The following is a 15203-nucleotide window of genomic DNA, read 5'->3' on the forward strand; positions in this document are numbered from 1 at the left end:
GAGAGCCGTAAGCATTGTCGTATGGCTCGAATTTTCGATGTCATTCCCGTGAAAACGAGAATCCAGAGAATATTTAAGCGAATTATATAGTAAATTTTTATATAATTTTGCTTATTTTAAGTGTTTTTTCTGGATTCCTGCGATCAACGGAATGACATATAGCACTTTTTTTAAACCCTGCAACAACATCCGCTGCAGCTAGGAATGACATTGAGGGTTTATTACAAAAACTTGCTTGCGGGATTGGATTAATAATATTAAAATGAAAGGCAAAATTAAAAAGATTAGATTTATGTATCCATTAGTGCGTCTTCGAAGAAATAGAAAAGCTTATTGGCTCCGTGAGTTGCTAGCAGAGAATCGTTTAACGGTAAATGATTTAATATTGCCGTTATTTATCGTTGAGGGGCATAATCAAAGGCAAGAAATTAAAACTATGCCGGGGATATATCGTTTATCTATCGACCAAGTTATAGAGACCGCTAAACAAGCGGCGAAAATGGGTATTAATGCTATTGCTTTATTCCCTTGTATTGATGAGAGCTTAAAAAGTGATAATGCTGATGAGGCCTATAATTTAGATAATCTAATTTGCCGAACGATACGTAGTATTAGAAATGCCGGTATCGATATCGGCATAATATGCGATGTAGCACTAGATCCTTATACTACTCATTCACATGACGGCATTTTATATAACGGTGAGATAGATAATGATAAATCGGTTAAAGCACTTTGCAATCAAGCATTAGTTCTTGCTAAAGCCGGTGCAGATGTTGTTGCACCTTCCGATATGATGGATGGGCGGATTATGGCTATCAGGGAGTATTTAGATCATGAAGGTTTTATAAATGTTAATATACTTGCTTATGCCGCTAAATATGCTTCTAGCTTTTATGGACCATTTCGTGATGCTCTCGGTAGCAATAAAAAGAATTATTTAGACAAGTCTAGCTATCAGATGGATATACGCAATATAAAAGAGGCAATGCTTGAAATAGAACATGATATAGCTGAAGGGGCTGATATGGTAATGATCAAGCCGGGTATGCCGTTTTTGGATGTTATTCGAGAAGCTGCCAATAATTTTAATACCAAAATTTTTGCCTATCAGGTTAGTGGAGAATACGCTATGCTAAAATTTGCTGCCCAAGCCGGAGTACTCGATTGGCATAAAGCTTTATTAGAATCGTTAATAAGTTTTAAACGAGCCGGTGCCGGTGCCATCTTTACTTATGCAGCTTTGGAAGTGGCAGAAATTTTAAAGGAAAGAAGATAAAATATGCAAAAGAAGATAGATATAAGTAGTCTTATTAAAGCTTGCGATGTTTTTGAAAGATTTCGTATTGATATGCATAATGATCGTGATAAAGCAGGTGCAATACAGGCATTTGAATTTTGCTATGAGTTATCGTGGAAGATGATGAAAAGGTTTTTGGAAGCACGAGGGGTAGAAGCTAGTTCGCCAAAAACAATATTTAGAAGTGCTGTTCTAGAGAAATTTATCGAAGATCCTGAAATATGGTTTGAGTTCCAAAAAAAACGTAATTTAACATCTCATATTTATGAGCAGAAAGTAGCAGATGAGATTATTGAAATTTTTGATTTATTTTCAAAGGAACTCAAAAAATTAATAAATAAGCTCCAAGAAGAAACATGATTTACATGGAAGAACGCTATTTAAAAATAGTTAAGGAAATTTTAGCAAAATACCCTTATAATTTTTACGCTTTTGGTTCTAGAGTAAAAGGAAATTCTCGAAAGTTTTCTGATTTAGATATATGCTTTATGGAAAATATTCCTTGGAATATTTGGGCACATATTGATGAAGATTTTGAAGAATCAGATTTGCCTTTTAAAGTTGATGTCATTGATTTTAATAGATGTAGTGAGAATTTTCAAAACCTAATACGCAAAGACTTGGAGTTAATTTCAAGTAAAAATAATAAAGGATAATAAATGCAAGCTAATATATTGAAGATTATTATAATAATAGCTAGTGCTATCGGTATAGTGTCACTATATTTACTATTGTCGATAGAATCGCCAAAAAAACCTTTAGCAGGGCAAGGTGAGATGTATGATAACGATCAGGTACAAATCGGCGGCGATTTTGAGTTGATCGATCAAGACGGGAAAATATTTAATAGTAATAGTTTAAAAGGCAAATTAAGCTTAATTTACTTTGGTTTTACTTACTGCCCTGATATTTGTCCGACTTCTTTGCAAAAAATAACAGAAGTTATAAATAGTCTTGATAAATACGGCGTGAACGTTACGCCGGTATTTATTACTATTGACCCAAGGCGTGATATTCCTGTTGTCCTTAAAGAATATTTAAAACATTTTTCTCCTAAATTTATCGGTCTTACCGGCAGTACGGAGCAAATTAAAGAGACGGCTGATAAATTTAAAGTATATTATGCTGTTGCAAATCCTGATAGTGATAAGTCAAGTTATATGATTGATCACTCATCTTTTGTTTATTTAATGGATGCAAAAGGTAAATATTTGAAGCATTTTTATTTAGATTCTCCTTCTAATGAAATAATAGATTTTTTAAGAGTAATTAATTCCGCAAATAGAAAAAATTAAATGGACAATTATTTACTATTATCATATTTATTTACTTTTTTAGTCCTTGCGTTAATTTTAATTAAAACGTGGCTTAGCTATAAAAAGAAGTAATTTTTCAAAAGAGTTTTGATGCAAAAAGAGGTAAAAAATAGATTAATAGCAATAATAATTTGTTTGTTCTTAGCAGCATCAGGTATATATATTATATTATATAATTTAGAGAAAAATATAATTTTTTTTCTGCCGCCGTCTAAAATTAATGAAATTGATAATACCAAAGAATTTAGGGTAGGGGGGCTTGTAAAAGTAGATTCAATAAATAAAATCGAGGCAGATAAAATTAGCTTTATTATCACTGACAATATTAAAGATTTAGAAATATTTTATAAAGGTGTACTTCCTGCTCTATTTCGTGAAAATCAAGGTATAATAGCTATAGGAAAATTATCAAATAATAAATTTATTGCTCGGCAATTATTAACCAAACATGATGAAAATTACTATCCACCAACAATGCAAAAAAAGAGTAAATATGTTAATCGATAAAATTAAAGCAAAAGCAACTACCGAGGAAATAAACGTAATTATTGAAATTCCGATGAATGATAAGCCAGTTAAATACGAATTTGATAAAGAATCAGGGGCAATTTTTGTTGATAGATTTATGCAAACCTCGATGAGCTATCCTTGTAATTACGGCTTTGTTCCGCACACGCTTTCCAATGACGGCGATCCGGTAGACGTGCTTGTTATAGCACCTTATTCGGTGATACCGGGCTGTGTTGTTAAATGTCGCTCTATCGGAGTGTTAATGATGGAAGACGAATCGGGCTTAGATGAAAAAATTATTGCGGTGCCTGCCTCTAAGCTTGATATTACTTTTGATAATATAAAAGAATTAGAAGATATATCTGACATGCTAAAACAACGAATCGTACATTTTTTTGAGCATTATAAAGATTTAGAAAAAGGTAAATGGGTGAAAGTTACCGGCTGGGAAAATGCAGCGAAAGCTCGAGCTTTGATTGAAGAAGGTATAATAAGGGCTAAAAACAAACAGTGAGCTTATTTCGTTCAGGAATTATAGTAGCTTTTTTTACGTTAATTTCTCGTATCTTCGGTTTAGTGCGGGAGTTATTTATCGCTTCATTATTCGGTTCGACAAATATTGCCGATGGCGTCAACGTGGCTTTTAAACTTCCAAATTTATTTAGACGAATTTTTGCCGAAGGAGCACTTTCAAACGTATTTGTTCCGATCTTTAACGAAAAAATGTTAACCTCAAAAAAAGCTGCTAGCTATTTTACCGGTGAGGTTTTTACTATTTTATTATTAACTTTAATAATTTTAATAGTATTAATGCAAATTTTTATGCCCTCGCTAATGTTTATTATAGCTCCCGGTTTTCACGGCAACACAGAAAAATTTGCTCTGACGGTTTTGCTGTGTCGTATTACTATGCCGTATTTGATATTTATCTCTATAACTGCTTTGTTTGGCGGAATTTTAAATTCGGTAAAGAAATTTGCCGCCTTTGCTTTTGTCCCTAGCATTCTAAGCATCTGCGTAATAATTTGTACTTTATGGCTAGATAATTATTTAGAATCCGTAATAGCAATAAGTATGGCTTTAATAATTGCGGGTATATTACAAGTTTCGTTTATGTTTATTTGTGTAAAAAGAGCCGGCTTAGTTTTTCCGTTAGTTTTTAAACCCCAAGATAAGGATGTAAAAAAGTTTTTAATTAATATGGGACCGGCAGCTATCAGCTCAGGCGTTCAACAATTAAATCTTTTTATTTCTCAATCTATTGCTAGCTTTATCGAAGGAGCAATTTCCATATTATCATATGCCGATAGAATATATCAATTCCCACTGTCGATAATAGGTACTAGTTTTGCTACTATATTATTGCCGGAATTATCCAAAGTCTATAAGTCAAATGATTTTAAGGCAGCTGTCAAAATTCAAAATAACGCAATTAAAATGGGGTTGTTACTATCCCTGCCTGCTACTTTCGGTATTATTATTTTATCACATCCTATAATTCATGTAATTTATGAGCGAGGGCTTTTTACCCCGCAAGATACAATTTATACTGCAGAGGCAATTTCTGCTTTTGCGTTTGGTCTGCCTGCTTTTATCTTAGCAAAAATTTTGACTCCTATCTTTTATGCTAACGGAGATACTAAAACTCCGCTTAAGATAACTTTATGCTCACTTATCGTTAACACATTGCTTAATATCATTTTAATGGTTCCTTTAAAACATATCGGGATTGCCGTCGGAACTTCCATAGCGGCGTGGTATAATTTATGGCTATTATATAGTTATAGTAAAAAACAAAATAAATTTTATATAGAGTCTGAAGTAAAAATTTTTTGTTATAAAATCTTAGCTAATTGTTTAATAATGATTTTAGTAATTTGGCTAATAAAATCTTGTTATCAAGAATATTTTTACTCAGAATATTTATTAGTTAAAATTTTTGCTTTAGGCGGAACTATTCTAGCCGGCATAACTGTTTTTTTCGGTTTGGCTTTTTTATTTAAGTTACATTACTCCGGGGGTAGTCACCGCAAGAAGCTGTAGGCATTGTTGCATGGCTCTAATTTTTGCAAAGTGTTCGGGTGTCATGCCGTGGCTTGATCAGCGTTGTTGCATGGAGCGAAAAAAGTACTATATGTCATTCCCGCGAAGGCGGGAATCCAGAAAAATTATAGCACCCTGAATTTATTTCAGGATCTATTAATTATATGCTGAAACAAGTTCAGCATGACAAAAAAAGCCTAGATTCCCGCCTTCGCGGGAATGACATCAAAAATTCGCTTGTATCAAGCTTTATAAATTATGCTGTACACCACTTAATAAAAAAAGTAATAAAATGGTTACAACCAATAAAAATGAATCAAATTACCAGGATTTGTTAAAAAGCTTGGCTATTATAGCAATGATCATCGATCATATGGGACTTTACTTATATCCTGAAGTGACAGTTATAAGGGTTATCGGGCGGATAAGCATGCCGATTTTTTGTTTTTTTGCCGGATATAATTTTCATGATAAACCAAAACATAAAATAATAATATGCGGTATTTTATTACAGATATATACTACTATATTATTTAAGCAATTTCTTACCACCAATATTTTAATTCCCATTTATTTAGGGCAGTGGTATCTTTACTATTTTCGCAATGACTTAAATAACTTCTTTTATCGAGGTTATTGTCATGCTGTAGCACTAGCATTGTTATGGTGCGTTAGTTGGTTTCTTGTTGACTATGGTACCGTCGTGATTGCTGTTATGGTGCTTGGATACATCGCCAAACATGATCCGCTGAATTTGCGGCTTTGTGTTTTTGTCTCGCTAGTGATCTCGTTATTACATACGGTCACCGGTTTTAATTTGTCCGACGCTTATATTATTTTGACGGTTATTTTATCAATCACTGTCTATATATTGATGGTAATAAGAGATTTTACCCAAAAAACTACAATAAACTTAAAATGGATAAGCCGCCATACTATCGGCATTTATTGCATTCATTTAGCAATTATCCAATTCATACTTGTTTACATATATACCGCCGGTTTGAAGAATTGGTGGCTTTTAGGGTAAGGAGATATTTTATCCTTTTCCCCTATTTGCCTTTTTGTTAGGTGTCATATGTGTTGTAGAAGAGTAGGTATTACTTTCCTTTGCAGTGATAGTATTGCTTACTTTTTGTATAATTTCTAAATCGGTTGTAGAAAGAAAATCTGCCGATAAAGGCTCTATTGATTTTTCGACGACCTTATTAATGTTTTGATTTTTTTCAATTTCTTTGTTCATTTCTTCATATTTACCTTTAGTTACCGGTAAAGTATAAATATTACCTTCTCGCTCAATATAACCTATTGCATTTTTATCTGTGCCGGAAAATTTTAAACCAAGCGGATTACTTATCTTTATAAGCTGCCCCTGCTCATTGTAATGAACGGTAAAGTAAACTGCTTTACTTAGCAGCATATTTTGACCGTGACGATCCTGTAAAACTAAAGAAAGGCTAATAGAGGTTTCAGGAGAATCAATATTTATAGGAAAATCTATTTTTCTATGAATAAAGATAGTTTTTTTTTCATCATTTTCGGTAATATTAATTGGAATATTTATAGCTGTTTCAGTTAAAGTAAATAATTCTTTATCATCTTTTTTTATTGTTTTTGTTTTAATAGATTCTTTATTTGCAGTTTTTGCTCTATCCCAATTTATGGGCTGGAAATCAGCTGCCGCAAGAAGTTTTTTATATCCTGATACCTCTAAGCTGTTGATTTTATTCTCAAAATCTTTTTGTATAAGATAATTGTCTTTTATTTTGTTCTCACCAAATTTTTTTTGAAAAGCAGCTAATAGTGCTTGCTGCTTATCTAAAATATTTTCTTGTAATACGCTAAGGAGATTATTTGCTTTCTGATTAATAATATCTTGACTTAGTTTAGAAATTTTGGATGTAGTAACTGCTTTTTGTTTTAGTTTTTCTTCTAGTGCTTCAATTTTTCTAGTTAAGTTTGATATTATTTCTGTTTTAATAGATTTCCTTAAATCGGCAATTTTTTCTATTAAATACTTCTCGGCACTAGTTTTTTTAAGCAAAATACTTCGAAGGGATTTATCACTTAATTTAAGTTTTTTCCCGTCTTTTTTTCCTTTTTCATAATTAATAATTTTCTTGAAATGGTCGGGATATTCTTGAATTAATGTTTTTAACTTCTTTTCATCTACTTGATAATAAGGAGCAGTAAGTTTTTTAGTTATTAAAGTGCTTAATTTAACTTCTAAGCCGTATTCTTGTAATGATTCTTGTCTCTTTTTAATAATAGTTTTAAAGGAATTTTTAATTTCTTCCGGCGTAACTTTTTGTAGTTTTTTACCGTTAAATATTTTAGGCATCGCTTGTTTTGCCCAAGCAGCTAGGGCGTCATTGCTATAATATTTAGACATTTCTTCAAAGCTTTTATCTATAGTGCTATCTAGATTATTTTTGGAAGCTGCTAGCAAACTATCGGCAAATTCAGGGTTATTGCTTCGGAGATATGACGGGAATTCTCTAAAATGGTTGGTAGGACCAAAGCCGGGCAGGTGTTTCATTCTGGAGTTAGGATAAATCTTATTTGTTAATTTATCAAGGCTGCCGGCAAAATCTATTCGTACCATTTGGGGTAAAAGATTAGGGGTTTCAGTATCTCTAATAATTCCTATATTACCGGCGTGAATATCAAAATCACCGATTAATAAACTTGCCGGCATAACTTTTTCAAAACCTTGATATTTAAGTTGTTCAAATGCTTTATCATAAGTTCTATATACTAAGTTTCTTATTCCCATAAAAAGAGGTCTACCGCCGTTTTTTCTAAACCAAGAATTTGGCTTAGTTGCAGGAGACATATATTTATCCATGTCAACATACATGTCATTGCTATAATTTTTAAAGAATTCAGATTTTACATAGATATTAGAATCAGTATTTTTTGATTTTTCTCCACGAGATATTTTATCTTCTAACCGATTCGGAGCAAGGAGAGAAACTTGTGCACCGTTACCCGGGCTTATTGCTTCAAAAATTTTTGAGCCTAAAAATTCCGATATATTTTTTGCAGGGAAGCTTTCTTTCTTTATCATGGCTTTAGTGTTGCCGTCTACGCTTTCATATACACCGCCATACTCTCCGGATTCGTTAGCACCTCCTTCTTTACCTTTTAAAAACTTCCATCCTTTAAACGGTGATTCATTAGTCATTATCTTTTCTCTGATGATTTTAAAAATTGGAAACAAGAAGTAATATGATCGTTAACTACGCCGATTGCTTGCAAAAATGCGTAGCAAGTAACAGGACCAAAAAACTTAAAGCCTCTAGCTTTTAAGTCTTTGCTAATTATTAAAGATAGCTCTGTTTGAGTTGGGATATCCGATAGCATATTAAAATTATTATAAATAACTTCACCATGTGTAAAATGCCAAATATAATTACTAAAGCTTTTAAATTCATTGCTAATTTGTAAAAAAACTTGTGCATTACTAATTGATGCTTCAATTTTCAGCTTATTCCGTACAATACCGGAATTTTGTAATAATAAATGTTTTTTTGTATCGTTGTAAGCAGCTACTTTAACAAAATCAAAATTATCATAGGCGTTGCGATAATTTTCTCGCTTTTTTAAAATAGTTGACCAGCTAAGACCTGCTTGAGCAGTTTCAAGTATAATAAACTCAAATAACTTTTGATCATCATAGACAGGATTTCCCCATTCTAAATCATGATAAAGAATATCTAATTCACTTTTAGCCCATCCGCAACGTTGCATATCTATGATTTTTTTTATTGTTGTGTAGCTCGGAAATTTCAAGCGTTGTTGTATGAATACCCCAAACGTCATGGCGAGGCACCTCTTGGCACCGTGACCATCCAGCTTTTGTCATGCTGAACTCGTTTCAGCGTTGTTGCATGGATCGAATTTTTGATGTCATTCCCGCGAAAGCAGGAATCTAGAGAATATTTAAGCGAATTATATAGTAAATTTTTATATAATTTTACTTATTTTAAGTGTTTTTTCTGGATTCCTGCTTTCGCAGGAATGACATATAGCACTTTTCTCAATCCACACAACAACGCTCGTTTTCACGAGAATGACATAACAATATTCTGTTTCGCAGAAACATAATAGTAAGCACGGATTGGCTTACTTTCCGGCTCTTTTGCGATCATTCGGGTCGAGGAAAGCCTTCCGCAGGCGGATAGATTTCGGTGTAACTTCTACTCTTTCATCATTCTCAATATAACTAATTGCCTGTTCAAGCGTTAAAAGCACTGGCGGAGTTAGTCTTATGGCTTCATCCTTTCCTGAAGCTCTAACATTGCTTAATTGTTTTGCTTTTAAAGGATTTACTTCTAGGTCGTTATCACGATTATGCTCGCCGATAATCATCCCTCTATATACCGATTCACCGGGATTTATAAACATTTTTCCACGTTCTTCAAGGTTCCATAAAGCATATGCCACTGCCTGACCGTCGCCGTTAGAAATCAACACGCCGTTACGTCTTCCTTCAATCGCACCTTTGTAAGGAGCGTAGCCGTGAAAAATACGGTTCATGATACCGGTACCGCGTGTTTCGGTTAAAAATTGGCTATGATAACCGATTAAACCTCTAGAAGGTCCAAGGAAAGTGACTCTACTTTTACCGCCGCCGGAAGGACGCATATCAATCATTTCGGCTTTTCTGAAGGCTAAGGACTTAACTACTACGCCGACAAAATCATCATCGACGTCCACCTGAATTTCTTCCATAGGTTCTTGTTTATTGCCGCTCTCATCCGTCTTAAATAATACTTCCGGTCTACTAATCGATAACTCAAATCCTTCACGACGCATGGTTTCAATTAATATGCCAAGCTGTAGCTCTCCACGTCCGGCAACTTGGAAGGCGTTTTTTTCAGCTGCTTCGGTAATGCGAATTGAAACGTTACTCTCTAATTCTCTAATTAATCGATCACCTATTAGCCTTGATGTAAGCTTTGATCCTTCTCGTCCTGCCAGCGGTGAGTCGTTAATACTGAAAGTCATCGACAAGGTCGGCGGGTCAATCGGTAACGACGGCAGAGCGGTTAATATTTCGGGGGCACAAACAGTATCGGCAACAGTCGCATTTTCAATACCGGATATGGCTATAATATCACCGGCGGTTGCCGAATCTATGGATATCCTCTCAAGTCCACGAAATGCGAGTATCTTAGTTATACGTCCATTTTCTAAAATGTTATTTTCACGATTTAATACTTTAACGTTTTGATTTACTTTGACGATACCGCTATGTATTCTACCGGTTAAAACTCTACCGAAATAAGGGTTATATTCTCTAGTGGTAATAAGCATAGAAAACGGTGCTTCCGTGTCCGCGGTCGGCTCCGGTACATGCGTAACGATAAGATCGAAAAGAGCTGAAAGATTATCCGTTTGCTGATCTAAGTCAAGAGAAGCCCAGCCGGCACGACCCGATGCGTAAATAATCGGAAAGTCAAGCTGGTCGTCATTAGCTTCGAGAGCCATAAATAATTCTAATATTTCATCAACAACTTCCTTAACTCTTCTATCAGGGCGATCAACCTTATTAATTACTACAATCGGCTTTAGACCTAGCTTTAAAGCTTTGGATAAGACAAATTTTGTTTGCGGCATAGGTCCTTCTGATGAATCGACAAGCAACACAACGCCGTCTACCATACTTAATATTCGCTCTACTTCGCCGCCGAAATCAGCATGTCCCGGCGTATCAACGATATTAATACAAACATCTTGCCACATAACCGAGGTACATTTGGCAAGAATAGTAATACCGCGTTCACGTTCTAAATCATTGGAATCCATTGCTCGCTCGGCTACTGCCTGATTAGCTCTAAACGTACCGCTTTGTTTAAGCATATTATCGACAAGTGTAGTTTTTCCGTGGTCAACGTGAGCAATAATAGCAATATTACGAATAGAAGGCATCTTTAAAATTCTCATAAATTAGTTATAATTACACGCATGATAACATAAAATGCTTTCAATAGGAATAAAGTTCTTGAAAAACTATCAGGATACTTGTTTCAAATTTCATAACGCATTATTGACGGTGTTGTTGCATGGATCGAAAAAAGTGCTATATGTCATTCCCGCCTTCGCGGGAATGACATCAAAAATTTAATCCATGCAACAATGCCACTATTGACACGCTAAATGTAACCATATATAGTTACAATATGAGCCAACACAAAAAACTTTTTAACAAAGCTGAACGGAATCCTTCTGGATTAGATTTTTCTGAGTTTTATACTTTAATGATTCAATGTGGTTGGATCAAAGATAGACAAAAAGGAAGCCATCAAATTTGGTATTCTCCAAAAGGTATACGGCTTTCTATTCAGATGCGTAATGGAATGGCTAAAGGGTATCAGGTTCAACAGTTTTTAAGCATTGTAAATGAGGAAAGAAAAAATGAAAACGATTGATAAATTTGATGGTTTTACAATAGAACTTTTTAAAGACGAAGAAGACGAGTGGCTAGCTCGTTTTGAGGAGCTGCCTAATGTTTCAGCTTTTGGAGATTCACCTGAAAAAGCTTTACAAGAATTACAAACAGCTTGGGAAATTATGAAAGAAAGCTATTTAAGCCATAATAATCCTATTCCTTTAGCTCCTACTAGGAAAGAGTATAGTGGACAATTTAATATTCGGATTGATAAGCGTATTCATAGAGCTCTCATACTTGAAGCAACCAAAGCAAAAATAAGTCTAAACGCCCTTGTTGCTCAAAAACTAACCTTATCAGTAAAGCAAGTACTTTAGGCTTTGTGAACAAAGGTTAAAAAAAGAAAATTATTTATTGAAAATTTATTATTAATGCAATTAGAAACTAAAACTATACAAAATTTTACAATTTAATTTAAGGATATTTATGGGAAAAGAAGGAATAGAATCAAGAGCTACTGAACAAAATAAAAATGATGTGGTATTTTGTTTTGATGTTGACGGTACATTAATTAATAGTAATTCTCATAATTATATAATATCTAGCTTACTTCGGAAATACGGGAATGCTGTACAGGAAGGACGAGAAGATAAGATTAGAGGATATATGCAGGAATTTCTTGCTAGCCCTATAATAGGTTGGAAAAATAAAAAAGAGACAGAAAACCTAATGAGCGAAATATTTAAAGCAGATTATAAAATTGCTGTAGTAACTCATAACATTTTTCGTGTAGCAATTGAATGTTTAGTAGAACAATTAGAATTATCCGCTGAAGATAAAAGTAAAATATTTGTGGTTTTAGGTGGTTTCGTTAATACTAGACAAAAGCAAATAGAAAAAGTAAAAGAACATTTTAAAATAGAAAAATTTCAAAATATTGTTTTAATTGATGATAATAGCAATAATATTACTACTGCAAAAAAGGTCGGTGTTCAAACGGTGACTGTTGATAAGTATGGAATGGACTATTTAAGATACGCCTCAAAATTGTTAAGAAATTTCCTTAATCCAGATGATGTTTCAACTGAAGAATTAAGTAGTGATGATTCAAATAATGAGATTATGGGCATTGATTTTGAAAAGTGTAATTTATCAAATGGGGAATATACGCCTTGGCAGAGTGAGGAATTATTAGGAGATAGCAACAATCTTTAATTTTTTTGCAATAGACAAATCCTTATATGTTAGTTATTCTTATTTGATAAATTACAGGATTATATTGTGAAATATTATAAACGACTATTATTTATTTATCTCTTAATAATAAGTTTGCCTGTTTTTGCTCAGCAGGAAAATATTCAAAATAAAGAAGACAATTTTAAAGTTAGAGTAGCAGTCGTTGACATCCAATCTATTTTAGAAGGCTCTATTGCTATACAAAATTTACGAAAAATTGTTGAGCAGTTTAATCAAAAAATTCAACAAGATATTGCAACAAAAGAAGCGGAATTCAAACCTTTGGAAGAGAAGTTAATAAAAGAACGTCAATTGTTAAGTGAAGATGATTTTGAAAAACGAGTAAATGAATTTAACGCAAAAGTTAGTGAAGCTAAAAAAGAAATTCAGGTTAGAAAAACAAGACTTGAACAGGCACACGCAGAAGCTATGGGTATGATTCACGAAATGACTATTACTATCATTAGTGAGCTTGCGGAAAAACATAATCTGAACTTAGTAATTCCAAGTACTCAAATTTTATATGCCAAGAATAACCTTAATATAACTGCCGAAGTAACTTTTATTTTAAATGAGCGTTTAAAGGATGTTACGGTTAATTATTAAATATACGTTCGTCTTTCAAAAATTGGTCTTTCATGCTATTACGTGCAATTTTCATGCCGCACTCCTTTAAGCGTTGTTGTATGGCTCTAAAAAAGTGTCGTATGTCATTCCCGCGAAGGCGGGAATCCAGGAAATACTTAAAATAAGCAAAATTGTATAAAAATTCACTATATAATTCGCTTAAATATTTTTCTGGATTCCCGCCTTCGCGGGAATGACATACGAATATTATCATAAAAAACCATAAGAGTACATAATATGCAAGGATTTACGCCGATTACGGTTGCTTACGGGGATGGGATAGGTCCTGAAATAATGGAAGCAGTGCTTTATATCTTACAAAAGGCAGAGGCTCGTATTCGTTTAGAGACGATAGAAGTCGGTGAAAAATTATATAAAAAACATTATACTTCCGGGATAAGCGAGGAAAGTTGGGAAGCTTTACAGCGTACTCATATATTACTTAAAGCACCGATTACTACCCCGCAAGGCGGAGGATATAAAAGTTTAAACGTTACGATTAGAAAAACCCTATCGCTCTATGCAAATATTCGTCCTTCCGTTTCCTATCATCCATTTACTACAACCCTTCACCCCAACTTAAATTTAACAATCATCCGAGAGAACGAAGAAGATTTATATGCCGGTATTGAATACCGTCAAACGCATAATATGTATGAGTCGCTAAAGCTAATTAGCCGAACCGGTTGTGAGAAAATTATTAGATTTGCCTTTGAATATGCCGTAAAAAATAATCGTAAAAAAGTGACGGCACTCAGCAAAGATAACATTATGAAATTTTCCGACGGAATTTTTCACAAGGTTTTTGATGAAATAGCCGAGCAATATCCACAAATTAATCATGAACATTATATTATCGATATAGGTACGGCACGACTTGCAACTAAGCCGGAAATATTTGACGTAATAGTAACTTCGAATTTATACGGCGATATTATTTCCGATGTTGCGGCTGAAATTTCCGGCTCGGTGGGGCTAGCGGGTTCAGCAAATATCGGTGAAGATTATGCAATGTTTGAAGCGGTACACGGCAGTGCACCTGACATAGCCGGTAAAAATATCGCTAATCCATCGGGGTTGTTAAATGCGGCGATAATGATGCTAGTACATATAGGGCAGGGTGATATTGCTAATTTAATAGAAAATGCTTGGAAAAAAACCATTGAGGAAGGCGTGCATACCGCAGATATTTATAACGCACAAACCTCAAGTAAAAAAGTAGGGACTAAGGAATTTGCCGAGGAAATAGTGAAAAGACTAGGAGAGTATCCAAGCGTGCTTACTAAAGCTATATATCCGTTATCAAGAGTAAAACAAGCAAGCAATATAACTTATTCAATAAATACCAAGGAGATTAAAAAACTGGTCGGTGCCGATATATTTGTTAATATTAACGTTTCATCCGCTCATGACATAGCCGAAAAAATCGAAAAACTTGAATTAGGTAATTTGGAACTCAAAACTATATCCTCTAAAGGTTTAAAATTATGGCCAAGAGATGTGAGGTTTGAGACTATCTCCGATCATTGGTGTTGTCGTTTTACTGTAAAAAATAATGCCGATTTAGAACATCTAGCGATAGTAAAATTACTGGAAGCTTTGAGTAAAGCAAATATTGATTTCATCAAAGTTGAAAATTTATTTGAATTTGATGGCAAAGCCGGCTTCTCTCTTGCTCAAGGGGAATAGAGTTTTGTCATTATACTATATGGATTATTATAGCACTTTCGGTGTCATTCCCGCGAAGGCGGGAATCTAGAAAAAATGCTTAAAA

General features: G+C 33.9%; 17 protein-coding genes. 13 read left to right on the plus strand and 4 right to left on the minus strand.

All coding sequences use genetic code 11. The annotated features are described in order from the left end of the window. The first annotated feature begins 292 nt into the window (after window positions 1-292). From hemB to AAGD48_RS01980, 8 genes are all read left to right on the plus strand, one after another. Entirely contained in the window at window positions 293-1279 is a 987-nt protein-coding gene (gene hemB, locus AAGD48_RS01945; RefSeq protein ID WP_341790698.1) for a porphobilinogen synthase, read from the plus strand. A 3-nt stretch (window positions 1280-1282) separates the two neighbouring features. Beyond that, entirely contained in the window at window positions 1283-1660 is a 378-nt protein-coding gene (locus AAGD48_RS01950) for an HI0074 family nucleotidyltransferase substrate-binding subunit (RefSeq protein ID WP_341790238.1), read from the plus strand. Window positions 1661-1665: 5 nt separating this feature from the next. Further along, window positions 1666-1956, plus strand: coding sequence for a nucleotidyltransferase domain-containing protein (locus AAGD48_RS01955; RefSeq protein WP_341790239.1), 291 nt, complete (start codon window positions 1666-1668; stop codon window positions 1954-1956). 3 nt (window positions 1957-1959) lie between these two features. Continuing rightward, window positions 1960-2595, plus strand: coding sequence for an SCO family protein (locus AAGD48_RS01960; RefSeq protein WP_341790240.1), 636 nt, complete (start codon window positions 1960-1962; stop codon window positions 2593-2595). Window positions 2596-2706: 111 nt separating this feature from the next. Beyond that, entirely contained in the window at window positions 2707-3123 is a 417-nt protein-coding gene (gene ccmE, locus AAGD48_RS01965; protein ID WP_341790241.1) for a cytochrome c maturation protein CcmE, read from the plus strand. Next, complete coding sequence (gene ppa / locus AAGD48_RS01970) at window positions 3110-3640, plus strand: inorganic diphosphatase (protein ID WP_341790242.1); 531 nt, start codon at window positions 3110-3112, stop codon at window positions 3638-3640. Before ccmE ends, ppa begins: the two co-directional genes overlap by 14 nt. Further along, a complete protein-coding gene (gene murJ, locus AAGD48_RS01975; protein WP_341790243.1) occupies window positions 3637-5169 on the plus strand; it encodes a murein biosynthesis integral membrane protein MurJ in 1533 nt (510 codons plus the stop codon). The genes ppa and murJ overlap by 4 nt, the downstream gene beginning before the upstream one ends. A 292-nt stretch (window positions 5170-5461) precedes the next feature. After that, window positions 5462-6199 (plus strand): TraX family protein, encoded by a 738-nt coding sequence (locus AAGD48_RS01980; RefSeq protein WP_341790244.1) that lies wholly within the window; start codon window positions 5462-5464, stop codon window positions 6197-6199. A gap of 9 nt (window positions 6200-6208) precedes the next feature. On the opposite strand, the gene AAGD48_RS01985 is transcribed toward AAGD48_RS01980, so the two are convergent. The 3 genes from AAGD48_RS01985 to typA all read right to left on the minus strand — a co-directional run bounded on the left by AAGD48_RS01985 (window position 6209) and on the right by typA (window position 11106). Then, the gene (locus AAGD48_RS01985) at window positions 6209-8356 is read right to left on the minus strand and encodes a Sca4 family protein (RefSeq protein WP_341790245.1); all 2148 of its coding nucleotides are present in this window, start codon (window positions 8354-8356) and stop codon (window positions 6209-6211) included. Continuing rightward, window positions 8356-8922 (minus strand): DNA-3-methyladenine glycosylase I, encoded by a 567-nt coding sequence (locus AAGD48_RS01990; protein ID WP_341790246.1) that lies wholly within the window; start codon window positions 8920-8922, stop codon window positions 8356-8358. The genes AAGD48_RS01985 and AAGD48_RS01990 overlap by 1 nt, the downstream gene beginning before the upstream one ends. A 375-nt stretch (window positions 8923-9297) precedes the next feature. Continuing rightward, window positions 9298-11106, minus strand: a complete 1809-nt coding sequence (typA, locus tag AAGD48_RS01995; protein ID WP_341790699.1) for a translational GTPase TypA — start codon at window positions 11104-11106, stop codon at window positions 9298-9300. Window positions 11107-11357: 251 nt separating this feature from the next. Between typA and AAGD48_RS02000 the strand changes: the two genes are divergently transcribed. The 4 genes from AAGD48_RS02000 to AAGD48_RS02015 all read left to right on the plus strand — a co-directional run bounded on the left by AAGD48_RS02000 (window position 11358) and on the right by AAGD48_RS02015 (window position 13408). Further along, a complete protein-coding gene (locus AAGD48_RS02000) occupies window positions 11358-11606 on the plus strand; it encodes a type II toxin-antitoxin system HicA family toxin (protein ID WP_341790247.1) in 249 nt (82 codons plus the stop codon). Next, on the plus strand, window positions 11593-11943 hold the full coding sequence (locus tag AAGD48_RS02005; protein WP_341790248.1) for a type II toxin-antitoxin system HicB family antitoxin: 351 nt from the start codon (window positions 11593-11595) through the stop codon (window positions 11941-11943). The genes AAGD48_RS02000 and AAGD48_RS02005 overlap by 14 nt, the downstream gene beginning before the upstream one ends. A gap of 109 nt (window positions 11944-12052) precedes the next feature. After that, window positions 12053-12781, plus strand: a complete 729-nt coding sequence (locus AAGD48_RS02010; RefSeq protein WP_341790249.1) for a hypothetical protein — start codon at window positions 12053-12055, stop codon at window positions 12779-12781. Window positions 12782-12922: 141 nt separating this feature from the next. Continuing rightward, on the plus strand, window positions 12923-13408 hold the full coding sequence (locus AAGD48_RS02015; RefSeq protein WP_410526030.1) for an OmpH family outer membrane protein: 486 nt from the start codon (window positions 12923-12925) through the stop codon (window positions 13406-13408). Here the strand turns inward: AAGD48_RS02015 and AAGD48_RS02020 are convergent. Beyond that, window positions 13398-13643 (minus strand): hypothetical protein, encoded by a 246-nt coding sequence (locus AAGD48_RS02020; RefSeq protein WP_341790251.1) that lies wholly within the window; start codon window positions 13641-13643, stop codon window positions 13398-13400. The two genes, AAGD48_RS02015 and AAGD48_RS02020, sit on opposite strands and share 11 nt — an antisense overlap. 23 nt (window positions 13644-13666) lie before the next feature. Between AAGD48_RS02020 and AAGD48_RS02025 the strand changes: the two genes are divergently transcribed. Continuing rightward, the gene (locus AAGD48_RS02025; protein ID WP_341790252.1) at window positions 13667-15118 is read left to right on the plus strand and encodes an NADP-dependent isocitrate dehydrogenase; all 1452 of its coding nucleotides are present in this window, start codon (window positions 13667-13669) and stop codon (window positions 15116-15118) included. Window positions 15119-15203: the final 85 nt, after the last annotated feature.

It is taken from the genome of Rickettsia endosymbiont of Polydrusus tereticollis, assembly GCF_964026385.1.
Lineage (GTDB): Bacteria > Pseudomonadota > Alphaproteobacteria > Rickettsiales > Rickettsiaceae > Rickettsia.